27 protein-coding genes are annotated in these 23,349 nt (G+C 50.1%); 4 read left to right on the forward strand and 23 right to left on the reverse strand.

Features of this window, described 5'->3' with window-relative positions; genetic code table 11:
• Window position 1 precedes the first annotated feature (1 nt).
• Together RHD99_RS08680 and yodD are read right to left on the reverse strand one after the other, a co-directional pair.
• A complete protein-coding gene (locus RHD99_RS08680; protein WP_309878446.1) occupies window positions 2–823 on the reverse strand; it encodes a mannosyl-3-phosphoglycerate phosphatase-related protein in 822 nt (273 codons plus the stop codon).
• Between the two features lie 316 nt (window positions 824–1,139).
• On the reverse strand, window positions 1,140–1,361 hold the full coding sequence (gene yodD, locus RHD99_RS08685; protein ID WP_183269760.1) for a YodD family peroxide/acid resistance protein: 222 nt from the start codon (window positions 1,359–1,361) through the stop codon (window positions 1,140–1,142).
• Between the two features lie 132 nt (window positions 1,362–1,493).
• Between yodD and dsrB the strand changes: the two genes are divergently transcribed.
• Window positions 1,494–1,682 (forward strand): protein DsrB, encoded by a 189-nt coding sequence (gene dsrB / locus RHD99_RS08690; RefSeq protein WP_183269759.1) that lies wholly within the window; start codon window positions 1,494–1,496, stop codon window positions 1,680–1,682.
• A 68-nt stretch (window positions 1,683–1,750) separates the two neighbouring features.
• Here the strand turns inward: dsrB and rcsA are convergent, their stop codons facing one another.
• The 14 genes from rcsA to fliF all read right to left on the reverse strand — a co-directional run bounded on the left by rcsA (window position 1,751) and on the right by fliF (window position 14,051).
• A complete protein-coding gene (gene rcsA / locus RHD99_RS08695; protein WP_183269758.1) occupies window positions 1,751–2,374 on the reverse strand; it encodes a transcriptional regulator RcsA in 624 nt (207 codons plus the stop codon).
• A 275-nt stretch (window positions 2,375–2,649) separates the two neighbouring features.
• Window positions 2,650–3,435 (reverse strand): flagellar biosynthetic protein FliR, encoded by a 786-nt coding sequence (gene fliR / locus RHD99_RS08700; RefSeq protein WP_270144599.1) that lies wholly within the window; start codon window positions 3,433–3,435, stop codon window positions 2,650–2,652.
• Window positions 3,432–3,701, reverse strand: a complete 270-nt coding sequence (fliQ, locus tag RHD99_RS08705) for a flagellar biosynthesis protein FliQ (protein ID WP_064545507.1) — start codon at window positions 3,699–3,701, stop codon at window positions 3,432–3,434. The genes fliR and fliQ overlap by 4 nt, the downstream gene beginning before the upstream one ends.
• Before the next feature lie 11 nt (window positions 3,702–3,712).
• Window positions 3,713–4,450: a flagellar type III secretion system pore protein FliP gene (gene fliP / locus RHD99_RS08710; RefSeq protein WP_309878447.1), complete on the reverse strand. Its 738-nt coding sequence runs from the start codon at window positions 4,448–4,450 to the stop codon at window positions 3,713–3,715.
• Complete coding sequence (gene fliO, locus RHD99_RS08715) at window positions 4,450–4,842, reverse strand: flagellar biosynthetic protein FliO (protein WP_309878448.1); 393 nt, start codon at window positions 4,840–4,842, stop codon at window positions 4,450–4,452. The genes fliP and fliO overlap by 1 nt, the downstream gene beginning before the upstream one ends.
• Window positions 4,843–4,862: 20 nt before the next feature.
• Window positions 4,863–5,276: a flagellar motor switch protein FliN gene (gene fliN / locus RHD99_RS08720; protein WP_183269754.1), complete on the reverse strand. Its 414-nt coding sequence runs from the start codon at window positions 5,274–5,276 to the stop codon at window positions 4,863–4,865.
• Window positions 5,273–6,277: a flagellar motor switch protein FliM gene (fliM, locus tag RHD99_RS08725; protein WP_183269753.1), complete on the reverse strand. Its 1,005-nt coding sequence runs from the start codon at window positions 6,275–6,277 to the stop codon at window positions 5,273–5,275. The genes fliN and fliM overlap by 4 nt, the downstream gene beginning before the upstream one ends.
• Window positions 6,278–6,281: 4 nt before the next feature.
• Window positions 6,282–6,749 (reverse strand): flagellar basal body-associated protein FliL, encoded by a 468-nt coding sequence (fliL, locus tag RHD99_RS08730; protein WP_309878449.1) that lies wholly within the window; start codon window positions 6,747–6,749, stop codon window positions 6,282–6,284.
• 124 nt (window positions 6,750–6,873) lie between these two features.
• Complete coding sequence (locus tag RHD99_RS08735) at window positions 6,874–8,088, reverse strand: flagellar hook-length control protein FliK (protein WP_309878450.1); 1,215 nt, start codon at window positions 8,086–8,088, stop codon at window positions 6,874–6,876.
• Window positions 8,085–8,528: a flagellar export protein FliJ gene (fliJ, locus tag RHD99_RS08740; protein ID WP_270144615.1), complete on the reverse strand. Its 444-nt coding sequence runs from the start codon at window positions 8,526–8,528 to the stop codon at window positions 8,085–8,087. The genes RHD99_RS08735 and fliJ overlap by 4 nt, the downstream gene beginning before the upstream one ends.
• Before the next feature lie 796 nt (window positions 8,529–9,324).
• Window positions 9,325–10,683 carry a flagellar protein export ATPase FliI gene (gene fliI / locus RHD99_RS08745; RefSeq protein WP_309878451.1) on the reverse strand — a complete coding sequence of 453 codons (1,359 nt, stop codon included), beginning with the start codon at window positions 10,681–10,683 and terminating at the stop codon, window positions 9,325–9,327.
• Complete coding sequence (gene fliH, locus RHD99_RS08750) at window positions 10,683–11,387, reverse strand: flagellar assembly protein FliH (RefSeq protein ID WP_309878452.1); 705 nt, start codon at window positions 11,385–11,387, stop codon at window positions 10,683–10,685. The genes fliI and fliH overlap by 1 nt, the downstream gene beginning before the upstream one ends.
• Window positions 11,380–12,372: a flagellar motor switch protein FliG gene (gene fliG / locus RHD99_RS08755; RefSeq protein WP_183269747.1), complete on the reverse strand. Its 993-nt coding sequence runs from the start codon at window positions 12,370–12,372 to the stop codon at window positions 11,380–11,382. Before fliG ends, fliH begins: the two co-directional genes overlap by 8 nt.
• Window positions 12,369–14,051, reverse strand: a complete 1,683-nt coding sequence (gene fliF / locus RHD99_RS08760) for a flagellar basal-body MS-ring/collar protein FliF (protein ID WP_309878453.1) — start codon at window positions 14,049–14,051, stop codon at window positions 12,369–12,371. Before fliF ends, fliG begins: the two co-directional genes overlap by 4 nt.
• Before the next feature lie 218 nt (window positions 14,052–14,269).
• Between fliF and fliE the strand changes: the two genes are divergently transcribed.
• Window positions 14,270–14,581 (forward strand): flagellar hook-basal body complex protein FliE, encoded by a 312-nt coding sequence (gene fliE / locus RHD99_RS08765; RefSeq protein ID WP_183269745.1) that lies wholly within the window; start codon window positions 14,270–14,272, stop codon window positions 14,579–14,581.
• A gap of 155 nt (window positions 14,582–14,736) precedes the next feature.
• Here the strand turns inward: fliE and RHD99_RS08770 are convergent, their stop codons facing one another.
• The 3 genes from RHD99_RS08770 to yedE form a co-directional block, all read right to left on the reverse strand.
• Window positions 14,737–15,249 (reverse strand): serine acetyltransferase, encoded by a 513-nt coding sequence (locus RHD99_RS08770; RefSeq protein WP_309878454.1) that lies wholly within the window; start codon window positions 15,247–15,249, stop codon window positions 14,737–14,739.
• 216 nt (window positions 15,250–15,465) lie between these two features.
• Window positions 15,466–15,702, reverse strand: a complete 237-nt coding sequence (gene yedF, locus RHD99_RS08775) for a sulfurtransferase-like selenium metabolism protein YedF (RefSeq protein ID WP_183269743.1) — start codon at window positions 15,700–15,702, stop codon at window positions 15,466–15,468.
• Window positions 15,699–16,913, reverse strand: coding sequence for a selenium metabolism membrane protein YedE/FdhT (yedE, locus tag RHD99_RS08780; RefSeq protein ID WP_309878455.1), 1,215 nt, complete (start codon window positions 16,911–16,913; stop codon window positions 15,699–15,701). The genes yedF and yedE overlap by 4 nt, the downstream gene beginning before the upstream one ends.
• A gap of 236 nt (window positions 16,914–17,149) precedes the next feature.
• On the opposite strand from yedE, the gene yedD reads away from it, so the two are divergent.
• Both yedD and RHD99_RS08790 read left to right on the forward strand, forming a co-directional pair.
• Window positions 17,150–17,563: a lipoprotein YedD gene (yedD, locus tag RHD99_RS08785; RefSeq protein ID WP_309879118.1), complete on the forward strand. Its 414-nt coding sequence runs from the start codon at window positions 17,150–17,152 to the stop codon at window positions 17,561–17,563.
• A gap of 654 nt (window positions 17,564–18,217) precedes the next feature.
• Complete coding sequence (locus RHD99_RS08790) at window positions 18,218–19,120, forward strand: CatB-related O-acetyltransferase (RefSeq protein WP_309878456.1); 903 nt, start codon at window positions 18,218–18,220, stop codon at window positions 19,118–19,120.
• Window positions 19,121–19,291: 171 nt separating this feature from the next.
• Here the strand turns inward: RHD99_RS08790 and amyA are convergent, their stop codons facing one another.
• From amyA to fliD, 4 genes are all read right to left on the reverse strand, one after another.
• On the reverse strand, window positions 19,292–20,779 hold the full coding sequence (amyA, locus tag RHD99_RS08795) for an alpha-amylase (RefSeq protein WP_309878457.1): 1,488 nt from the start codon (window positions 20,777–20,779) through the stop codon (window positions 19,292–19,294).
• 98 nt (window positions 20,780–20,877) lie between these two features.
• Window positions 20,878–21,252 (reverse strand): flagella biosynthesis regulatory protein FliT, encoded by a 375-nt coding sequence (gene fliT, locus RHD99_RS08800; RefSeq protein ID WP_309878458.1) that lies wholly within the window; start codon window positions 21,250–21,252, stop codon window positions 20,878–20,880.
• Window positions 21,252–21,662, reverse strand: a complete 411-nt coding sequence (gene fliS, locus RHD99_RS08805; RefSeq protein WP_309878459.1) for a flagellar export chaperone FliS — start codon at window positions 21,660–21,662, stop codon at window positions 21,252–21,254. Before fliS ends, fliT begins: the two co-directional genes overlap by 1 nt.
• A gap of 17 nt (window positions 21,663–21,679) precedes the next feature.
• Window positions 21,680–23,092, reverse strand: coding sequence for a flagellar filament capping protein FliD (gene fliD, locus RHD99_RS08810; protein ID WP_309878460.1), 1,413 nt, complete (start codon window positions 23,090–23,092; stop codon window positions 21,680–21,682).
• Between the last annotated feature and the right edge of the window lie 257 nt (window positions 23,093–23,349).

A 23,349-nucleotide genomic window follows, 5' to 3' on the forward strand; every position in this document is an offset into this window, starting at 1 on the left:
ATCAGCGCGATTTTATCGTGATGAAGTGGTCAAGACCCTCTCTCCATCCTTCAGGGCCATAGTTCTGGCTGCGATACACGCGCTGCGGATTGTCATTTTTCAGCGTGATGGGTTGGCGGCTGTAGCCTTTCACGACGACCGCATAATCGACGCTATCCAGCAATAAAGCATCACTTGGGCTGTCGCCGAGCCCAATCGTTATGTGCCTTTTCCCTTCACGTTGCTGATATTGCTGTTGCAGCCAATGTACCGCGTGATCTTTACCCGCCTGCATATCGAGCACATGCCAGAATCTTCCACCTTGTAACATCATTAAACCAAGCGACGCGAGCTGCTCGCTAAATGCCGTCATCATGTCGTCGCTATCGCGCCAGATTAATGTTTCCGATGCTTCGCTGAGCTTAGCAAGGCTGGCCTGTTTTCGTGTTAGTCCCGTCAGTTCGCAAAGGGTATTCTCGTCAACATCGGCAAAACAGGTGAATTTAAAGCCAAATTTCTGCCGCAGCTTATCAAGCAGAGAAAACAGCTCTTCATGGCGGATCCCGGTAAACAGGCGAGGGTAGTCGTCACTGTCACTCCATCGCGTATCAAGCTGGATCACCGCGCCGTTTTCCGCGATAAATGCCTGCCCCGTTAATGACAATTCATTTTGCCATTCCATAATTTCAGAGGCACTTTTTGCGCTGCATAAAATCAAGGGGATGTCGTGTTGGCGCAACACACTGATCCACTGACTGGCGGCTTCCCACCGATAGGAGTGATGCTCCAGCAGCGTGCCATCCAGATCTGAAATGATTAATAACGGATCGTGCAAATATGGCATGGAGCGTCTCCTGAAATTCAAAAATGAAGATCCTGATGGTTAAGATTTTTCTCAATTGGATCAATAACACTAATCACATATAGGTACGCAAACATGTACCGGAAGCCGCGCCAGGCAAGAAATGCCTGCGCTTTTTAACCTGGCCATAGTCGAAATCTAAATATACATATGGTGAATAATTCATTGTTTTGAAATAAAACTGAGGTATGGTTAACGCACATCAGATTTCCTGGTGTAACGAATTTTCAAGTGCTTCTTGCTAACGCAAGTTTAGTCCCGGCTTTCTCGCCGGGATTCTTTTATACCTGTCAGGTATCTAGCGGTTCACTTCATTAACGCTAAAGTCGTGTATATCCAGCTCAAAGGCTTCCGCGAGTTCGGAATAGGTATGCCATGTGCGACCATCGATACTCACCCGATGGGGATCATCGCTATCGCTCGCACGCGTAACTTCACTTTCGCTTATCTCATTGATGGCTGCCAGCAACGCATCGACATCGATACGTGCCGTGTCATTGAGGTCTTTCGCGCTCTTCATGCCGTCGTCCTCCAGGGGTGTACCCGAGATTAAGTATAGACGCTTAAATAAACCCTTAAGGTTGGGCATCACCCGATGCGAATGAGTCGTTTTTGATCTAAACTGGCACAAAGCAACTGGAGGGATTTTGTTATGAATATCAACGATCGCGTCACAGTAAAAACCGATGGTGGCCCACGTCGGCCAGGCGTGGTGTTAGCGGTAGAACAGTTTAGCGAAGGGACAATGTATCTGGTGTCGCTTGAGGAGTATCCGTTAGGTATCTGGTTCTTTAACGAGTTAGGGCACCCGGACGGTATTTTTGTGGAGCATTCAGAGTAGCCTCCATTGGGCGGATTAGCCTGCGCTATCCGCCTCCATCAAACCGCTGGTGGGCCAGAAATCACAGGCTAGCGCAAATTAACAAAAATACCATTGGTCACATTATCCGTCAGTCGGACCACGTGGTATATCACTTGCTTATTATGTGTTTTTATCTTCCTCTTTATATTTCCCTTATGCGATGACACCGTTTTAGCTTTTATATTCATCTGGTCTGATATTTGAATTGTGCCTTGTCCGGACATCCACATTTTGAGCATATTCGACTCAGTTCGACTTAATGATAACGTGGGTAAATTAATATGACCGATGCAATGCGCATTTTTTGCCAAATATTCAGAAAGAATTTCATCTAAGGACTCTGGCTTTATTGATTTGGAACTGATTAACAGATTACTCCGAACCAAAAGATATTCATCAAAATGAACGTTCGCTATCGCCATAAAGACCAGGAATAAAGTATTGGGATGCTGATTAATGATCTGCTTAATTTTCTCGCTGCTTTGAGCATCATGGATGAAACAGTCTTCATTAATAAACACCACGTTGGGCGTCTGAGACTCGCAGGCTTGCGTCAGTTCCTCGATAGTCTCCACGTTGGTCATCTGTCGTTTTCGTATGCCACGACTGGTCAAATATCCTGTTAATCCTAGCCGGGTATAACTGCATAAATCCATAATGATTGTTGACATAACCCCCCACCCGTAATTAAGTATTTTATATCCTTCATACTTCGAGCTACAGGGGCGTTGCCGCCTGCCTGTAACTCGAATTATTTAGGAAATAGGCGCAATAACTATCCAGTAAAGCCATGTATAATTTGCTAAGAAAGTTCTCAAAGTAAAGTGAATATTACATTTTGTGAGATAGCTAAAAGCATATAAGCCGCGCCGGATATATCCTGGTGGATGTTATTTAAGAAATCTTTTAGGAATATCCTCAGTAAAACTCTACAAAGAATGTGGAATTAATTTGCGGGTATTTCACTCACAATATCTGCGAGCAAATTAAATACTTCGCTAAATAAATGTTCAGTGAATGGAGCCATCAATGGAATTAAGGCCGTCATGACTAACATACCAACGGCAAGGGTGAGTGGAAAACCAATGACGAACACAGAAAGTTGAGGGGACATACGGTTAAGTAAACCCAGGGCGATGTTCAATGTCAGCAGTAATGTAATCAGTGGGAGCGCCAACATTAAGCCGTTAATGAAGATTAAACCGCCTGCGCGCGTCAGCGCCATAAAGGCATTACTGTTAATCGGATTTCCGCCGATCGGCAGGGTGTGAAAAGTGTCGACCAGCATCGAAATCAGCCATAAATGGCCGTTAAACACCAGAAATAGCAACATTGCCAGCATGTCCATAAAACGGGCCAGTACCGGCATATTCAGGCGGCTGCCAGGGTCAAAGAAGGTGGCAAAAGACAAGCCCATCTGTAGACCGATGATTTCCCCGGCAGTACGAATGGCGGCAAAGGCAAACTGCATGGTGAAGCCCAGCGCAATGCCAATCAAAATTTGCTGTGCACCAAGCCAGAAGCCAGCAGCCGAGAAAATGGTCACATTCGCTGCGGGTATCGTTGGGGCAATTATCCAGGTGATCATTATCCCAAGGCCAATTTTCACCTTCTTGGAAATTGATCGTTCGCTCAGAATCGGGGCGGTAGAGATCAGGGCCATAATGCGCAGAAATGGCCAGAATCCCATGCTCAGTAATGTGAGCCATTGCCCGCTATCAACATGAATCATCCAATGTTCATCGGGATGTTTGTGAGCAGCGTGCGCATGTAATCCAGCAGCAGATTGAGCATCCATGGTCCAGCCACGATAATCGTGACAAACACGGCCAGAATTTTAGGGATAAACGAAAGGGTCATTTCGTTAATCTGCGTGGCGGCTTGTAGCATGCTGATGATAAGACCTGTGACCAATGCCACCATCAACAACGGTGCAGCGAGCGCCAAAGCCACTTTCATCGCTTCGGTACCCATCATCATGACCGACTCAGGAGTCATCTTTTTCCCCTCTAACTGTAGAAACTCTGAGCCAGCGAGCCGACCAGCAGTTGCCAGCCATCCACCAACACAAACAGCATTAATTTAAAGGGCAGGGCAATGGTTGCCGGTGGCACCATCATCATCCCCAGCGCCATCAGCACGCTGGCGATCACCAGGTCGATAATCAAAAACGGAATGAATACCGTAAAGCCAATCTGGAAGGCCGTTTTCAGCTCACTGGTGACATAAGCCGGAAGCAATATGCGCATTGGCACCACTTCCGGACCTTCAAGCGGTGGCGTATTCGCCAGGCGGGCAAACAGCGCCAGATCGGCTTCACGGGTTTGGCGCAGCATGAACTCGCGCAGGGGCTGAGAACCTTTTTCCAGCGCTTCATCCATCTGGATTTTGTTCTCGCTAAACGGCTGATATGCGTCGGTATAAATTTTATCGAATACCGGAGCCATAATGAAAAAGGTCAAAAACAGCGCCAGCCCAAGCAGCACCTGGTTTGGCGGTGCTGACGGGGTGCCTAACGCACTGCGCAGCAGACCAAAAACAATAATGATGCGCGTAAAGCTGGTCATCATCAGCAGGATGGCCGGTAAAAAAGTCAGCGAGGTAATAAAGACCAGCGTCTGAACCGGCAGCGTCCAGCTTTGTCCGCCGTTGGACATCGGCTGGCTAATAAGACCCGGCAGTTGAGCAACAGCGGCTGGCATCACAAACAGCAGGCCGAGCAACGATAAGGGGAGCCAACGTTTCATCAATCTTTCCCGTTACGTTTAAGCAGGTTTTTCATCAGACTGTGTTTCATCAATTCACGGAAATCAGCAGGGGCCGCAGGAGACACAGCTTCAACCACGGGTGCGGCTGGCAGGGTATGCAAATGGGTGATTTGCCCGGAGGTGACGCCGAGCACCAGACGCGCATCCGCTACATCCACAATCACCACCCGTTCGCGCGGGCCAACGCTGCAACTGGCGCTGACTTTCATCTCTTTGCTGGAACCCGTTTTGGGAGTGAAACCAAAACGTTTTGCCACCCAGGCAGCCAGCAAGATAAAAATGATAATCGCCGTTAACGCACCACTGACTTGTACCAAAGGAGAGCCAGTGCTGGTGGCGGGTTGCTGCTGAACAGTTGCCTGGTTTTTCATTGAATTAACAGCTCATTGAGTTAACGACTCAGGCGACGCATACGTTCAGATGGCGTAATGATGTCGGTAATACGCACGCCGTATTTGTCGGCCACCACCACCACTTCACCTTGCGCAATCAAATATCCGTTGATCAGGATATCCAGCGGCTCGCCTGCAAGGCCATCGAGTGCCACGACCGAACCTTGCGATAAACGCAGCAGTTCTTTTATGGTCATACGCGTACGGCCCAGCTCCACGGTCAGCTTGACCGGAATGTCCATAATCAGGTCGATGTCCTGCATCGCTCCGGCAATGTCATTGCCTTCCAGCGCACGGAACACGCTATCTGCGGTACTTTTGCTGGTGGAGACTTTTTGTTCGTTTAACGCATCAGCCCACAGATCGTCCACGGAGCCGGCATTGTCGTCGGACGGTTGATTAATATCACTCATTTGGGCTGTTCCTCGTTCAGCGAATTCAGTATCGGGTTGATCAAATGTTCGACGCGCAATGCGTACTGACCGTTAAGCGTACCGTACTGACTGGTCAGCACCGGAACACCGTCAACGTGTGCCAGAATTCTGTCCGGTTTATCAATCGGCAGCACGTCACCAGGTTTCAATTTTAAGATTTGCGACAAACGCAGCGGAATGTCAGCGAAGTTGGCAATCAGCTCCAGCTCGGAATGCTGTACCTGACGCACCAACGTATCGCGCCAGCTTTGGTCTTCCTGGCGGGAGTTTTCCAGCGGCGGATTCACCAATAGCTCGCGCAATGGCTCAATCATGCTGAACGGCAGACAGATATTAAATTCGCCGGTCAGGTTGCCTATCTCTACATGGAACGGGGTATTCACCACGATGTCGTTTGGCGACGTCGTGATATTGGTAAATTTCACCTGCATTTCGGAACGCACATATTCCACATCAAGCGGATAAATAGCTTTCCACGCGTCGCTGTACGATTCCAGTGCCAGCTTCAGCATGCGGTTAATCACACGTTGTTCGGTATGGGTAAACTCCCGGCCTTCCACTTTGGTAGGAAAACGCCCATCGCCACCAAACAGGTTATCAACGGCGATGAAAACCAGGCTGGGTGAAAACACGAACAAACCTGTACCGCGCAGCGGTTTTAGGTGCATCAGGTTGAGGTTGGTGGGTACCGGCAGGTTGCGGGCAAATTCGTGATAAGGCTGAATGCGAATCGCCCCGACGGTAATGTCCGGGCTACGACGTAACAGGTTAAACAGCCCCATACGGAACTGACGGGCAAAACGCTCGTTAATGATCTCCAGTGCCTGTAGACGTTCACGCACCACGCGACGCTGGGTATTGGGATCATACGGACGGATGTCCGTTTCCGTCGATGCACCCGCAGTCGGTTCATCGCTACTGTCACTGTCGCCATTTAACAGTGCATCAATTTCGGCCTGTGAAAGAATGCTATCGCCCATGGGATTACCGCAAAATAAAGGCGGTATACAGCACGTCGCTGACTGCCTGTTGTGGTTGCCCGGCGACAAGCGGCGGTGCCAGCGTATTCTTTATGGCTTCAACCAGCTTTTGTTTGCCTTCATCGGTCGCCAGAGCTGCGGCGTCCTGACGAGAAAACAGCAGCAGTAAGCGGCTGCGCACTTCCGGCAAAAATTCGCTCAGACGTTGGCGCGTGCCTTCATCCTTCAGGCGTAATGTGACACCAATGTACAAAACGCGGTCAGCATCACCGAGGTTAACGGTGAATGTATCCAGTGCATAAAACACGGGTGCTGGCGGTGGCTCAGGCGCCTTAGTCTGAGCGGAAGCGGGTTGCTGCTTCATACGCCAGTAGCTGTAACCTGCGGTAGCACACGCAGCAAGAGTAATCAGGACCAGTAACATCATCCAGATGGAGCTCTTGCGGCTTTTTGGCAAAGCGGTGTCAGTCATAAAATGAATCTTTCCTGTTTCGGTACTGCATATCGGTTGATTATCACGTGTCTTGCGCCAGTCAAAGGGCCGAAAAAACGGGATATTTGTTGCTACCTCTGACGTTTAGCTTAGGGAACGCAACTCAGGCAAAGATATCCACCGCGTTATTGCCCGAGGCTAAACGTTGAATACTGGCGGGAACGGCCAGTGATTCAGACTCTCCCAACGACGGGAAGCTGCCTGATGAACGCTGCGTTTGTTGTTGCTGTTGGCCAGATTGTTGCTGCTGCTGCGCAAAACTCTCGCTGCTGATACTGCTTTGCCCCAGCTCAATACCGCTTTCAGCAAGTGCAATCCGCAGGTTAGGCAATGTGGCTTCAAGCGCAGCACGCACATGACTATGGGCTGAAACCATCTGCAATTGCGCCTGGTTATCATCGAGTTTCATGCTGATTTGAATTTGGCCGAGATCTTCAGGATGCAGACGTAATTCAGCAGTTTGCTGGCCCTGGCGTGTGAATATGGTGATGTGCTGGCTCACCGCCTGCTGCCACTCCTGGCTTCCCAACTGCGCGCTAATCTGGGGGGCGACAGGCACAGCAATTTGTGTCGAGGCCGGTGTCGCTACGGTCGCCGTACTGAATACAGGCGTTGTCACCGTCGATGCGGGAGTCGTATTGTTTGCCGCACCATCACGGCTGCCATTATCTGCATTGTTTAAAGAGGCGAAAGTTTTAGTCTCCGCCAGGGGTTCGTTGCTGGTAGACGGTGCGTTTTTCGCCGCAAGAGACTTATCCAGCCCTGCGGTTTTGTCCAACACGCTGGACGTGTCATGTGCATCAGGAGAAAGCGTGTTTTTGATGCCGCTGCCCGAGAGCAAAGCATTTAGCGTATTTGCGCTATCGCCCTCTGTTTTTGTCTGGAGATTCAGAGTGCTGGCGGTTGGCGTTTGCTGCGGCAACATGGCAAAAAGCGCGCTCAATGCCTGCATATCCGCAAGACTCTGCGGATGGGTTTGATCGTTTTGCGCTTCAATTTGTGAGGCTTTATCGTCGCTGCTGGCTTTCTTCATGTCGGAGAGCAGGGCAGATAGCGCTTCCGGTGTGTCAAGATTGTCTAACAGCGAGGCGAGGGACGCTTTTTCATCGCCTGTGTTGGTGCCTTTACCGGCAGCTTTATTCAATGCGGCTTCAAGCGACACCGTTTTGCCATCTGCCAACGTCACCTGGCCGGGTAACGCTTTACCGAGCAGGCTCAGAAAATCTTCACTGAAACCTTTATCCGCAGCGGTTTTGCTACCTGAAGTCGAGCTGCTTACACCATCTGTAGACGTAATCATCAGGGGCTGTGTCATCATTCTGCTTTCCTCAGTGTTGCCCGCTGGGCATATTCATCCATCATTTTTTGATCGAGTTTGTTTTCAGCCAATAACACCTGTGCCGCTTTGCGGTCTTGTAACGTTTGCCAGGCTTGCAATCTTTTTTGCTTCTCTTGCCAGAAATTGAGTGCCTGGCTGACCTTACTGTTCCACTGCATTAATTGTTGGCGATGTTGGTCAATGGCTTTCTCAAGAGTCTGAATAAACTGCTGATAGTTCTGCCAACGGTTACTGGCAATGCCCTGACTCATGCTGTCATTCAGGCTGGTGCTGTATTCAAACTGATAGTTAATCAGCATGTTGAGTTGTTCTTCTGCCTGCAGGCAGCCACGGCGCATTTCCCCTAAGCGTACTGCAGCGTCGTCGACCTCTTTCTCTGCGAGATCGCGCAGAGTATCCAGTGCGGTGCTTTGGTTCATGATGTCTCCTGACGCGTAAACGCGAGCTCCTCTATTGTGAAGGGAGGTCAGGTTTTTGATGGGTGAAATAGGTCTGTTTAATGGGGCTATTTGTGGTGATGAGACTGGGGTGGGACGGTCTCGTAACCAGCTCTCTCTCAGGTAATCTGCCAGGATGAGATCTGTAAGCTCGCAGGTTTTCCGTTCACCCGAAGTCTTCCGTTATATGCATCCACCGAACCGGTGAACGTCCGAAGGGTGTTCTCCGTCACACCCTTCGGCATCCCGACTCCCGGCAGTAAATCGCCGCAAGCGGTAAACCTCTATTTTCCCTCATTTTTAGGGTCGGTTGCGATTCGTTCCCGACGATCACAACCTCTCGCCGTTCCCGACGGCGAGACCCTAAAAATGAGGAAAAATGGAGGCGATTTAAGCCGGACCAGAGCCCCTCGCTTCTATTCCGCATTACTGCTTTTACACAGCATCGCGTTAGATTTTTCAGCAAAACAAGAGCCAGATTGTCAGCCTGAATATGTCGCGCCGCCATTGTTCCCGGCTTAAATCGCCCCAGTTTTTCCCCTTCAGTCAGGGTCACGTGGTCGGGAACCACGTGAGAGAGCGATCGTCTGGAACGAATCGCGAACGACCCTGAATGTTGGGGGAAAACTGGGGTTTACCGCTTTAGCGGCGATTTATTGGCCGGGCGCCGAGGTCGCCAGGAGGATGGCGTAATCCTCCTGGCACGTTCACCGTTTACAACAGTTACAGAGATATTCAGTCGCACGGGTGAACGGAAAATCAGCGAAGCTTGCAGATATCAAACCGCTGGGAAAATAATCTCCAGTGACTGACAAGCTTCTTCCCAGCCGCTGCGTTCAAAAATCCCTTGTTGTAAAAAGGCTTCCAGTTGGGGCCACAACACAATCGCTTTGTCGAGCTGCGGATCGCTGCCTTTGGCATAGGCCCCAACACTGACTAAATCGCGGTTACGCTGGAAGCTGGATAACAGTTGCTTGAAATGACGAACTTGCGCGTAGTGCTTATCGGTAATTAATGACGTCATGGCGCGGCTAATGGATGCTTCAATGTCGATAGCTGGATAGTGGCCCGCTTCCGCAAGACGGCGCGACAAGACGATATGGCCATCAAGAATGGCGCGCGCCGAGTCGGCAATCGGGTCTTGTTGGTCATCACCTTCGGTCAACACGGTATAAAATGCGGTGATTGACCCGCCGCCATGAATACCGTTACCCGCACGTTCAACCAGTGCCGGGAGTTTGGCAAAGACCGACGGTGGGTAACCTTTGGTTGCCGGAGGTTCGCCGATGGCGAGTGCGATTTCACGCTGCGCCATCGCGTAGCGGGTGAGGGAGTCCATAATCAGCAATACATGCTGACCACGGTCACGGAAATCTTCGGCGATCCGCGTCGCATAGGCCGCACCCTGCATACGCAATAACGGTGAGACATCCGCAGGGGCGGCAATCACTACCGAGCGGGCGCGGCCTTCAGGGCCAAGGATATTCTCGATAAAGTCTTTGACTTCGCGTCCACGCTCACCGATTAAACCCACGACTATCACATCAGCCTGGGTATAGCGCGCCATCATGCCTAACAGCACGCTCTTGCCGACGCCGGAACCGGCGAACAGCCCCATACGTTGCCCACGTCCGACCGTCAACAGCGCGTTAATCGGGCGCACGCCGACATCGAGTACGTGCTCGATGGGGGTACGTTGCAATGGGTTGAAAGGAGCTGCACCCAGCGCACCCATTGTGGTGGTTTCGGGGGCGGGAAGGCTGTCGAGCGGGCGGCCGCTGCCGTCAAGCACACGTCCCAACAGTGCCGGGCCGAGGGGCAATTGCTTCCCGCTGTGCAGGCCACCGTCGCTGGTGGCACGGGCGTAAACGCGTGCGCCAGGCAAAATACCTTCGACCTCTTCAAGCGGCATCAGGAACAGTTTTTTGCCGTTAAAACCAACGACTTCACACTCGATGTCTCTGGAGTGCTGTTCGATAATGCACGTCGCACCCAGGGGCAATTGCAGACCGGTGGCTTCCAGCACCAGACCGGTGGCACGTGTCAGTCGACCGTAACGGCGAACGGAGGGCAACTGTGTCATCCGCGCTTCGAAACTGTCGAGCGTGTTGAGCCAGCGCGTTAAACGGGCGGTCATCACAACACTCCTGGTGCGGCAAGGCGGCAGAGTTCCTGCCAGCGTGTTGCTACGCTTGCGTCCAGATCACCTTCGTCAGCGGAAACTTTACAGCCGCCCTGGTGCAGACTCGGGTCACCGCGTAATCGCCAGCCATGCAGACTGAGCGTTGCGCCAAGCATCTCTTCAACGCGTTGTAAATCATCAGGATGCACGCGCAGTTGCGGTTTGCCACTGAACAGCGGTTCCTGCTGGAGAAGCGTCTGAATCTGTTTAATCAACGCGCTGTTATCAATGCCTTTTGACTCGCCGATAACCTGGCGTGCCGCTTCCAGAGCCATTTGCATCAGACGCGAAGCGATGACGCTATCAAGAGCGTCGAGCGTGTACTGAAATTCGCTGACCAACTGCTGCATCCGCGCGTGAACCGGGGCTTGCTGCTGTTTAGCTTCCGCCAGACCCTGTTCAAGACCCTGCTGAAATCCGGCTTTGCGACCTTCCTCCGCGCCAGCGGTGTGTCCAGCGGCATAACCCAACTGGTGGCCTTGTTCGTGCGCCTGCATCTGCATTTGGGCCAGTTGCTGTTGCAAATCTGGCTCACTCTCCTGCGGCGGACTTTCGTCCTCGGCTGCGTCAGCATCGGACGAGAACAACGGTTCGAATGACTGCGAGGGAGGCGCCAGATCGTCTGGCGTCCAGATTTTCCACGAAAGCCCGTTAGACATAAGTATCCTCGCTGGTGCCAATCACCATCTCGCCGGTTTCCGCCAGGCGACGAACAATCAGCAAAATCGCTTTCTGTTCGTTTTCCACCTGCGACAAGCGCACCGGGCCGCGGTTGGAGAGATCGTCGCGCAGAATATCGGCGGCACGTTGCGACATGTTGCGCAGGAATTTCTCGCGCAGCGGCTGCTCGGCCCCTTTGAGAGCGATAAGCAACGATTCGGATTCCACTTCCTGCAACAGGCGTTGGATGCTGCGGTCGTCGACTTCCACCAGGTTTTCGAACAGGAACATCTCGTCGATAATTTTTTGTGCCAGCTCGCCATCGAAGTCGCGCACGGCGGAGATAACGGCTTCTTCCTGCTGCGTTTTCATCAGGTTGATAATTTCTGCTGCCGTCCTCACGCCGCCCATTTTGCTGCGCTTGAGGTTTTGGCCATCGAGCAGGTTGTTGAGCACTTCGGTCAGCTCAGCCAGTGCGGCTGGCTGGACGCCGCCGAACGTAGCAATACGCAACATCACGTCATGGCGTAAACGTTCGTCGAACAACGCCAGAATATCTGCCGCCTGGCCACGTTTGAGGTGTACCAGGATGGTGGCGATAATTTGCGGATGCTCGTCGCGAATAAGGTCCGCAGCACTCTGCGGTTCCATGAAGTTGAGCGTTTCCATGCCCGAGGTGGTTTCGCGGGTTTCCAGAATATCTTCCAGCAGGCTGGAGGCGCGTTCTTCGCCCAGCGCTTTCACCAATACGGAACGCAGATAGTCGTTGGCGTTGACCGACAGCGCCGCGTACTGCTCGGCTTCTTGTTCGAACTCGGCCAACACGTCGGTCAGTTGTTTATTTGATATCTGGCGAACACTGGCCATCGCGGCGCTGAGATGCTGCACTTCGCGTGGGCTGAGGTGTTTGAACACCTCCGCCGCACGATCTTCACCAATGGTCATCAACAGAATGGCGCTCTTCTCTGTTCCGCTCATACTCATAGTTCGTTACTCATCCATTGGCGTATAACCAGCGCGACCACGCGCGGATCGTTATCAGACATCTCGCGAATACGTTGACTCATCACTTCAGCACTGAGACGTTGGTTCACTTTGCGTTGCTGCTGTTGCTCGTCTTTTGTCAGGCGTACAGAAACCGCTTCTTCCTCTTCCACTCGCAGGCGTTGCGCTTCAACCTGAGCTTGTTGCGCCACTTCTTTGCGTTGCAGTTGTGGACGAACCACTTTGCGCCACAGCAGCCAGGCCACAATCAACACCAGCAACCAACGTCCCGCAGACATCAACATTTCGAAGAAGGCTTGTTGTTTCCAGAATGGCAACTCCGCACTGGATTCTTCGGTGGCGCTAAACGGTGAGTTAACAACATTGAGCGTATCGCCGCGTTTATCGGAGTAACCCATCGCTTCACGCGTCAGATTCTCAATTTGCTTCATCTGCTCGGCGGTTAACGGCAACGGCTTGCCATCGGACAGTTGGCGATAGTTAACGACCACCGCGACCGACAGACGCTGAACATCACCGACGTTCAACTTGGTATGAAGAATGGTGCGGTCAACCTCGTAGTTGGTGGTCTCGTCGCGCTGGGTGTTACTCGAGCCAGTCTGGGCTGATGTTGACGTTGCCTGTGATTGCTGTGGCTGGCCATTAGCAGGAGTGGCTTGCGGAGGCGTTGAAATTGGCGCGTTATTTGGCGGAGCGGGTTGGTTTGACAGCGCACCCGGCACACCGCCTGGGTTGCGGCCATTCACTTGCTCGCTTTGGTTGAGCTGGCGAGAACGCACGGCGGCCTGCGAGGGATCGCTGTTCGGGCGATATTGCTCTTGAGTTTGTTCTTTATTAGAGAAGTCGATTTGCGCGGTGACCTGCGCGTGAACATTACTGCTGCCTACAATAGGGCCAAGAATGGCTTCGATGCGGCGCTGGTAGCGGTTTTCGACATCCATCGCATATTTAAGCTGTGCATCGTTAAGGTCACGGCCTGCGGTATTAGATTGAGTCAGCAGGTGTCCACCCTGATCGACCAACGTCACATTACCGGGTGGCAGTCCGGCAACTGCACTCGACACCATATGCACGACGGCACTGACTTGTCCTTCATCTAACGCACGCCCCGGCTCAAGGCTGAGCGTGACAGAAGCAGAAGGGGATTTTTGTTCGCGGACAAACAACGAAGGTTTTGGCATCGCCAGATGCACACGTGCGGTTTTTACCGGGCCAAGCGTTTCGATGGTTCGGGCGAGTTCACCTTCCAGTGCTCGCTGGTAGTTCACCTGTTCACTAAACTGGCTGATACCAAACTTTTCTTGATCCAGTAATTCAAAACCGACCGCGCCGCCTTTCGGCAACCCTTGTTGCGCCATGCGCAAACGCAGGTCGTAGACTTTTTCTGCCGGGACCAAAATGGCACTGCCATTATCTGAGAAACGATACGGCACATTCATCTGGGTGAGCTGAGTCACGATGGCACCGCCGTCCTGCTCCGCCAGATTGCTATAAAGCACTTTGTAATCAGGCGTTTTGGCCCACAGCACCAGGGCGAAAATAATCGCGATAGCCGCAGCACCAGCGACCATCAGCGGGATTTTAGGATTTGCGCGAATACGGGACAGCCACTCCTGGGTTTTGTTTTGAGGCGTTTGTGCCTGGCTCGCTGCGGTCATTGAGCACCTCGCAGCTGAACGTAGACAACATATTTAATAGACAGAGTGAACAAAACGAGCTCCCACAACAAAAGTTCCACAAAGATGGCACCGTCATTATTTTCTTTCTCAAAATTTTCGATGGCTGAATTAGCTCTATTTATTGATGCTATTTAGCGCCTTTATCCTATTGACAAGGTGCTAATCTTGCCGCGTTAAAAATCACCAGGGCAGAGGAAATGGCAATTCAGGGTATTGAAGGCGTACTTCAGCAGTTGCACGCAACCGCGCTGTCAGCGGGGAATCCGGTTCAGAATTACGAACCAAAAGTGAGTTTTGCGGGTGAATTACAGGCAGCGCTTGGCCGTATCAGCGAAACACAATCCTCTGCCCGTACGCAGGCTGAAAAATTTGCCCTCGGTACACCTGGGGTTGCGCTCAATGATGTGATGGTCGATCTGCAAAAATCGTCGGTTTCGTTACAGATGGGTATCCAGGTGCGGAATAAGATGGTGGCGGCGTATCAGGACGTGATGAACATGCAAGTCTAAATACCCTTCATACTTCAAGCTGCAGGTGCGTTGGCTGCATTTGCTCACCCCAGTCACTTACTAATGTAAGCTCCTGGGGATTCACAAACTTGCCGCCTTCCTGCAACTCGAATTATTTTGGGTATTATTAATACAAGAACATCATTATATTTAATTCAAATAGTTACGGTTTCTTGTTTTTCAAGAATAACCATTTTATTGCTTGAAATAACGGTGCTATTTGATGGGACGCTTTTTAAAACCAGCGTTCCAACACCAATTGTCACGTTGTCACCTATCTCTATATCGTCGCCAATGATGCATGAATGGGCGCCCATATTGACGTTATTTCCCACTTTAAATTTGATATCGACGCCATTCTTATTACTGCCCAGGGTACAAAACTGCCTGACAGTGAAATTCTCACCGATTACACAATTTCTGTTGATAATCATCGAGTTGCCATGCCAGATCTTAAAGCCTTTTCCAATTTTTAAATGATAGTTAAGCTCAACGCCAAATAGCCCTTCATTAATAAGCCGGTTGAGTATCACAAAAGTCAGAGAGAGCGGATAAAGCGCCTTTGTTTTGGCGTGAATCGTTGCCATCCTGAAAATTAAAATAATGAGCTTGGATTTGGCGGTATTGATTTTTAAGTCATATTTTAATGTGGACAAGAAATCACGCATGGCGATGTTCCCTTTTGGATTTATGAGAATAATCTTAATTCATAATTTGTAACTCGCCATTGAGTTGAGGAAACTTTTCTCAGGTTGATAAGCAGACCACATTCAGCTGGACTGTCGGGTGTGGAAATAGCGTGTAATTAGCAGAAAGCCCGGTAAACCGGGCGATATACAAATAAAATAGCTGAGCGCGAGTGTTTTATCTCTCGCGCTGAGGGTTTAGCGTTGAATTAAATAGCGAATTGTGGGGCCGTCTTGCTGAATATCCAGCACGGTGTACCCGTGGTTTTGGGCATCTAATGGAATGTTGTTTATTGACTGCGGGCAGTCACTCACCACTTCGAGAATTTGCCCCTTCGCTAATTGTGGCATGGCTTCAAGCGTAGCAACTGCCGGGTAAGGGCAGGGTTCACCGACCATATCTAATCGGAAGTCCGGTACATAATTGTGGCTCATATGTTTTCCTTAACAGGCTGGCTGATGTGCAAATTTTTACGGCGGAAGAAGTGCTTTTCCCATCCGACAATGAGCAAAAATGCGGCCAACAACAGCAAATAGGTGACCAGCAATCCGCCCAATGGACCAAAGGTGTTGAGCAAATTGACTTTGTCCCAGTGGGTGGCAAGAGCAGGGGAAATATCGTCCCAGTAGTACGCCAGAAGAGTGGACCCGATAACGTTGCCTAGCCCAACCCACCAGTAATGAACCTGCCCTTCGACGGCGCGATACATCCAGCCGGTTTCACAGCCGCCAGCCAGCACAATCCCAAAACCAAACAGCAGACCGCCGATGACGGCGTTAGGGCCAGCCCACATAATTTTTGGGGCAACGCCCAACTGAACATAGCTGAATATACCAATAGCACTGACCGCCATACCCAGAATGATCGCTTTCGCCATATGGGTGCGCCCGGTTATCCACATATCCCGGAACGCCGAGGTGAAACAGATTTGTGCTCGCTCAATCAATAAGCCAAACCCAATGCCAAACAGCATGGCGATGCCGAGTTTCGGTTGATTCATCGCGGTCAACGCTCCCCAGCCCACCATGCCCACGAATATCAGCATACCGATGCGGAAGCGGCGTTTTGCCTGCTCGGGTTTCTGGGTGAGTGGTGAGGCGGCAGAAACTTTTTGCAGCTTGATGGGAATGCGGAACATCGGGAGAAGGGTGAATTTTGCACCGAACCACGATCCCATGGCGGTCGCTAATGCGAAGAACCAGGCATGCAAAGAAAACTGAGGGATCCCCGTAAAGAACGCGGCCAGATTACAACCCATAGCCAGACGCGCGCCAAAGCCTGCAATGATTCCGCCCAGAACCGCCTGAATAATACGTATGCGATGTTGGGGCAAACGCAGTTTTACGTTATTCGCCCACAGGGCGGCCGCAAAACACCCACCGAACATACCGATGATCATCATGCCGTCAATGCGGGTCAGGGGGTTGCCATCCAGATGAATGAGTTTGAAATATCCCCATTCTTCTGTGTGGACGCCCATTAATTGCAGGAGTTGCCCACCCCAGCGAGTAAATTCGCCGGTGACTGCCCAGAACGTTCCTGTCAGGCCGAAATAGTAAGTTGAAAGGATGCCGGCTGCGATAACCGCAGGCATGGGGGCCCAGAATTTAACAAGGTAATTTAATTTGAATTGTTGCCAGTACATTTTTTCGCCTCTGAACTCAGAAGGTTTACAGCATTTTTAGAGGGCTGTATTTAAACATCTTTGCTTTAGCGTTTCGCACACATCCCCTGGTTTTGATGATTACCATCAAACAATTCATCTTGTGAATCTCTCATGTGCTGCGCAAATGCGCCGCTATCTTCCTCTGCGCAGAGAAACACTGGCGAGCTAAGTGCTTTAATGCGAAAATTATTTTTTCTCCGCAGTCAGGATAAATGATGAAGAAGATTGCATTATTGACAGTGTTGCTGGCATTGAGCGGCTGTGTGCAGGTTGAAGATTATCGTGAAGTGGTGAAAACCCCGGCACCTGCGGGACTCGCTGGGTACTGGCAATCGCAAGGGCCGCAAAGTGAAATGGTAAGCCCTGAAGCCATAGCGACGCTGGTGGTCACACCTGCAGGGGATACGCTGGATTGTCGCCAATGGCAGCGCGTGATTGCTCTGCCAGGTAAACTGACTTTGCGCTCAGACGACTGGTACAACGTCACCAACAAGCGCGATGTTTATAGCGTTGAGCGCATCGGGGATACGCTGGAATATGCGGGGATGACGCTGAAACGTGTTGAGCAGCCAACGCAAGAATGCGCCGATTTCTTGAAGAAGAATCCTCTGGAAACTAAGTTACCGTAACAGGGGGGCTTTGAAATGGTGGATGTTGATAATCCACCTTACAGCTCACTCGGGTAATCGCTCTATACCTGGAGCACACGCCTATCGTCATCTACGCGCTACCTGCTAGAAACTATAGAAATCACCATGCAGTCGGCATTCCTGTTCACTGGTATCCGCCTTGAGACAAAGAGCGATATGTAGCATTGATGCTGTGACATAGTTGTCAGGACAAAGAATGACGGTCCTGACAATGAATGTGGAAGGAATGATTGCCTGCATCGAAAGCAAAAAGAGTAACATTTGCCTTGATCGTATGGAGTGCCTCAAACCCTGAGACAGCAAATGGGTGGCACTCCAGTATCTCCTGAAAAATAAAACGCCTTATCTGGGTACGTCTACAGTATGGGAATTTTCATTCATCTACGAGTCACCCGAAACTAATAACGCCAGGGTGCTATGATAAAAATCTCGAAAAGCTAAAGCTGGCAGCATTAATTAGCCTGAGGTGATAACTGCCTTCGCATTTACCGGATCAAGCGAACCGATAGCTTGGTTGGGTTGTATCAATACATTAATTTCTTCTGGATATGTGGCTCTTATTAAGCAATTGACATGTTTAACATTGTGATAAAAATGGAGTTATTTTAAATAATAGACAGGAATTGCTAAATAATGATTGAAAACAGTAAAATCACTGAATGTTTTTTCAGATTCTCAAGAGAGGATGGAACGTATGCATCTGAACCGATCAGGCTCAACTCTGATGGCACTATATATGGATACTCACATCCCAATGAATCCTCATGGGCTGTTATTAACGGGCATATTGCTTTTCTTAATAACGAGGGCGTAGCCAGTACTATTTTTGATGAATGCAAAATTATTGGTAATAAAATTATTATGAAGGGCGATTTTTGCCTAATACCCAATACAAAAATCCGTCATAAACTTGAACAAATTGAATTTAATTGGTCTGAAAGGCCGCGATTTAGTTTGTTAACAAAAAAACATCTTGCTCTACCAATTCAGCAATTTCAATGGGAAATTGGAGATCACACTTATGGCGTACCATTGGTACTTGAACCAGGGGGCGCAAGACTGAAAATTGGGAAGTTTTGTTCGATCGCTGGAGCGGTCACTATTATTCTCGGAAATCATAACATCCATACAGCGACGACATACCCGTTTGTATCATTACAAGAGTTCTGGCCTGGCGCAAGGGGGCTGAATATTGCGGATCACTATTCCAATGGTGATGTTGTGATTAAGAATGATGTCTGGATAGGGCATGGTGCAACCATTATGTCTGGTGTAACCATTGGCAACGGCGCAGTAATTGCAGCTCATAGCGTAGTCAATAAAGATGTTCCACCTTATGCCATAGTTGGTGGAGTACCAGCAAAGGTATTACGCTTCAAACATAGCCGAGAGCAAATTGAATCACTACTAAATATGGAATGGTGGAACTGGGAAGATGAAATCATCGATGAGAGGATATCAATGATGATGGGGGACTTGAACGAGTTTTTAGCTGCATTTGCAGATCCTTTATCTGGTGATATAAAACGTTCATAACGATGTTTGCCAGGACACAAAATTATGTAATTGGCTGTTTTTGCCATATTCTTTTTTGTGTCAAATAGAATTCAATTTCTGGGCAATAAACAATTGCAGACTTTTGCTAATCAATTTGATGCGCAACAGTCTGCGATTGGTCACCTGGAAAAATACGCCCCTTGTTTTTACCTATAACACTTCCTCAATCACCCACACACTCACACTCCCACCATTACAGGCAAAGGTTGCGTTACCATTGGCATCCGTCGTGACAATTTCATCGCGATTTCCAAGAAAATCCCGCCAGTTCTTACCGCCGTAATTATCGCCAAGGGTAATGGTTTTTTCGCCGTCATCACCGTTGGATAGCACCACCACACAACCGGGATTTTCATCCGTACCGCTGCGGCTAAACGCGATGCAATTAGGATGATCGAAATACAGGGTTTGCACGCCGTGAGCGAAGCGCTCGCGAGCATGAATCAAGTCATCCAACTGTTCAATGACGGGCATGTCGATGTGATAAATCTCGCCATCGCCACCTTCATCGTCGTAACTGGCACCGAATAAATCCGGGTAAAACACGCTCGGCACACCGTTCTCGCGCAGCAAAATCAGTGCATACGCCAGAGGTTTGAACCACGGTTCAACGGGGGCTTCGAGGGATTGCAACGGTTGCGTATCGTGATTGGCAACGAGCGTCACGGCATGGAACGGGTCAGCTTCGACCAGCGTGCCGGTGAAAATCTGGCTCATGTCGTATTCACGACCTTGCTTGGAGGCCTGGTGGAATTTCATTTGCAGTGGTGCGTCGAACAGCATTGTTTTGCCATCAACCTGGGCAATATATTCCTGAAGTGTATCCACTTCGTGCGACCAGTATTCTGCGACGATAAACAGCGGTTGTTCAGCCACTTCCTGAACGTGCTCAATCCACTCTTTGTAGAACCACGCCGGAATGTGTTTGACCGCATCTAGCCGGAAACCACTACAGCCGGTTTCGGCCATCACCCAGCGCGCCCAGTATTTCAGCTCTTCGGTCACCGCATGATTGCGAAAATCGATATTTTCGCCCATTAAATAGTCGAAATTACCGAGCTCATCATTAACCTGATCGTTCCAACCGTCGCCAGTGTAGTCGTTGATGATTTTAAAAATGCCATCTTCGGTCGGATTTTCGATGTGGTCGACACCGCTAAAGCATTTGTAATCCCAGATAAACTGCGAATATTTACCGGCGCGGGCCGGGAAGGTGTAGCGTGTCCAGGCTTCACATTCGAGCACTTCGTCGTCTATCTCATTACGATTTTCTTCGTTAACGCGATTCACGCGAATGCGCTCTTTTTCGTCAGCCCCCATTTTGTGGTTAACCACCACATCGAGCAGCACGGCGATGTCATTTTCTTGTAGGGCTTTTATCGCCGCCAGTAATTGGGTTTTATCGCCGTATTTGGTCGCCACCGATCCTTTTTGGTCAAATTCGCCAAGGTCAAAAAGATCGTAGCTGTCATAGCCTACCGAGTAGCCACCGGAGCTGCCTTTATACGCAGGCGGCAACCACACCATATTGACGCCAATATCATTGAGCGTTGCTGCACGTTCAGCAACTTCTGCCCATAACTTGCCCCCACCGGGGTAATACCAATGGAAAAATTGCAATAGAGTAGGATTGCGCATTTGTTGGCTCCATAATCAGGGATCTCAATTATGGATGATATGTCTGGAAATGCCTGGTGCGAATAAAGCGCCGTCTTTACCGCACCTGGGGGAGTGAATTAGGGCGTGGTTTCCTGGTTGTCTTGTGGCGCAAGGATCTGGCCTCCTTGTTTTCCGTAGGCGGTTAAAACCGATTGTTGTATGGATGATTGACCCACCAGTATTGCCAGTTCATCCATACGTATCTGCAGCAAACGCTTGATTTCGCTTTCGTTGTCCAGAATGTTGCGCAAAATGGGACGGAGTTGCTCTTGCATCTGCATTGAAAGCTTGATGTCGTTCATGAATTGAGTCAGCTCGTGCACCGCATTAACGTAATCCATTTCACTGGCGATTAAGTCTTCCCACATTCCTTTGCGGGCGTTGTTCAGCATCACTTTACTTTGCTCTAATAATTGCTGATAGCGAGTGTATAGTTGCGGTGCATGGTTCATTAGACTGCGTCCTGAATCCGGTTAGGGGTCAGAGCAACTTCTTTCCAGGCGTCGGCAATATTTCGCAGCAAGTTCTCGACCTCTTCGATCGCGCTGACATCATTGTGCAAGTTGGCCTGGAAGATACGTCGCACCATATAAGTATAAAGAGCGAGCAGATTCTGCGTCAGCTCATCGCTGCTGGTTTCATCAATTCCGATTTTCAGTCCGTTATCGATGATATTAATGGCTTTGGACAGCGAAAGGCCTTTCCCTTCCAGATTGCCATCTTGCAAAAATAGACGCGCACGGACTAACGCATTGAGCGCACCATCAAACAGCATGGTCACCAACTGTTGCTGGCTGGCGCTCATTACTGCGCTTTCCACTTCAATTCTTGCATAGGCCTGAGTACCTTTTGCCCCGTACATATCTGCTCCTGAATTAATTATTTTTTGGAACTGCTGGTATCAAATTGCTGGGTCAGATAGCTGCTGGTGGAGTTCAGTGAACTCATCATGACGTCCAGTTGGGTAAATTGCGCCTTGTAGCGCGCCATCTCCGAATCAATACGCTCACTGGCCTTGTTGTACTGCACGGTCAGATTGTTCAGCGTTTTGCTCACGCCATCCGTTGCCGCCTTGATGATCCCGGTGTTGGAGAGCCAACTGGTCACGTTGTTGCCGATGATGGTGGTGATGCCGCTGGCTTTACCATCGCCAACAATCATCTCTTTCACTCCAGCCGCATCTTTTTTCAGCGCCGTTTTCAGTTTGTCGTTATCGAGTTCCAGCTTTCCGGTGTTCGGATCAGAGGTCACGCCAATTTGTGCCAGTGTCTTAAATGATGAGCTGCTCTGCGGATTGTTGAGTAACCCTTTCAGTTGCGTCTGGATGGTACGCAGGGTGCTGTCACCCAGCAGTGCACCGTTGCTGGTATCTTGAGTGTCAGCCCCTGCATCCACTTTGGTATATTTAGTCAGGCTACTGAAGGTGTCTTGCAATGCGTTATAGGCATCGACCCAGGCTTTGACTGCGCTTTCAGCTTTCGACGTATCTTTGGTAATGGTCAGCGTTTGGTTGCCGGTGGTGACATCATTCAGGTTAAGGGTGATGTCTTCCAGCGCGTCGCTGATAGTGTTGCTGCTGTTGGTGATTTTAATATTGTTAACCGTTAGCTCAGCATTTTGCGCGGTCACGCTCTCTACCATGCCGTTGGCTGCATCAGTATTGGTGCCGTTGTAGCCCATAAAACTTTGCAGGGCGCTATCACCGCTGACACTCAGGCTCATTGCGTTGTCGCTGCCGGTACTGTCAGAAGTAATAGACAGGCGATATTCGCCATTGCCGACGTTGATAATACTGGCGCTGACGCCGGCCTTGGCGTTATTGATGGAGTCGCGAATCCCGCTCAATGAGGAGTTGGCCGCGCTGATATCAATGGTTATTGGTTTCTTATCGCCACCTTGTTGAATGGTCAACACGCTGTCGCCAGTGGCAATGGCTGTTTTGCTGTCGGGCTGGGTATTTTTGGTGGTCAGCGTTTGTGATTGCGCAAGCTGAGTGACGTTAATCGTATATTTCCCGGCTACCGCATTACCGGTTGTGGTTGCGCTGAACGCCGTGCTACTGCTGCTGGTCGATGTGGCGGTAAAGAGATCCGCTTTATTCAGCGCAGTATTGGCGGTCTGGAAGGTCACCAGCGCACTTTTCAACGTGCCGTATCCGCTAAGTTTTGCAGTGTAGGAGCTTTGTTGTTTTGAGATTGGCGTTAACGTGGCTTTTTGCGCAGCCTGCAGGCTGTCCAAAATGCTGCTCAGATCCAGACCGGACCCAATTCCCAGCGTAGAAATACTAGCCATATTATTTCCTTAATGTATCGACGCATAAAATGAATACCGGGAGTATCGGCCTGGAAACCACAAAGTTTACGATTAATTTCTTTTTTTTAATGGCGAGAATAGCGACAGGGGAAAAGAGTATTTCCGGCGCTAAAAAATATTTCTGTGAATGTGAAAAAATTCTAAAGGTTGTGAATGACCAGACGATAACAGGTTTAACGGCAACGAAGCCGACGGGTGGAAGCCCAACCCATAAACCGTAGACTTGAAACACAGGA

Source organism: Buttiauxella selenatireducens (genome assembly GCF_031432975.1).
GTDB lineage: Bacteria > Pseudomonadota > Gammaproteobacteria > Enterobacterales > Enterobacteriaceae > Buttiauxella > Buttiauxella selenatireducens.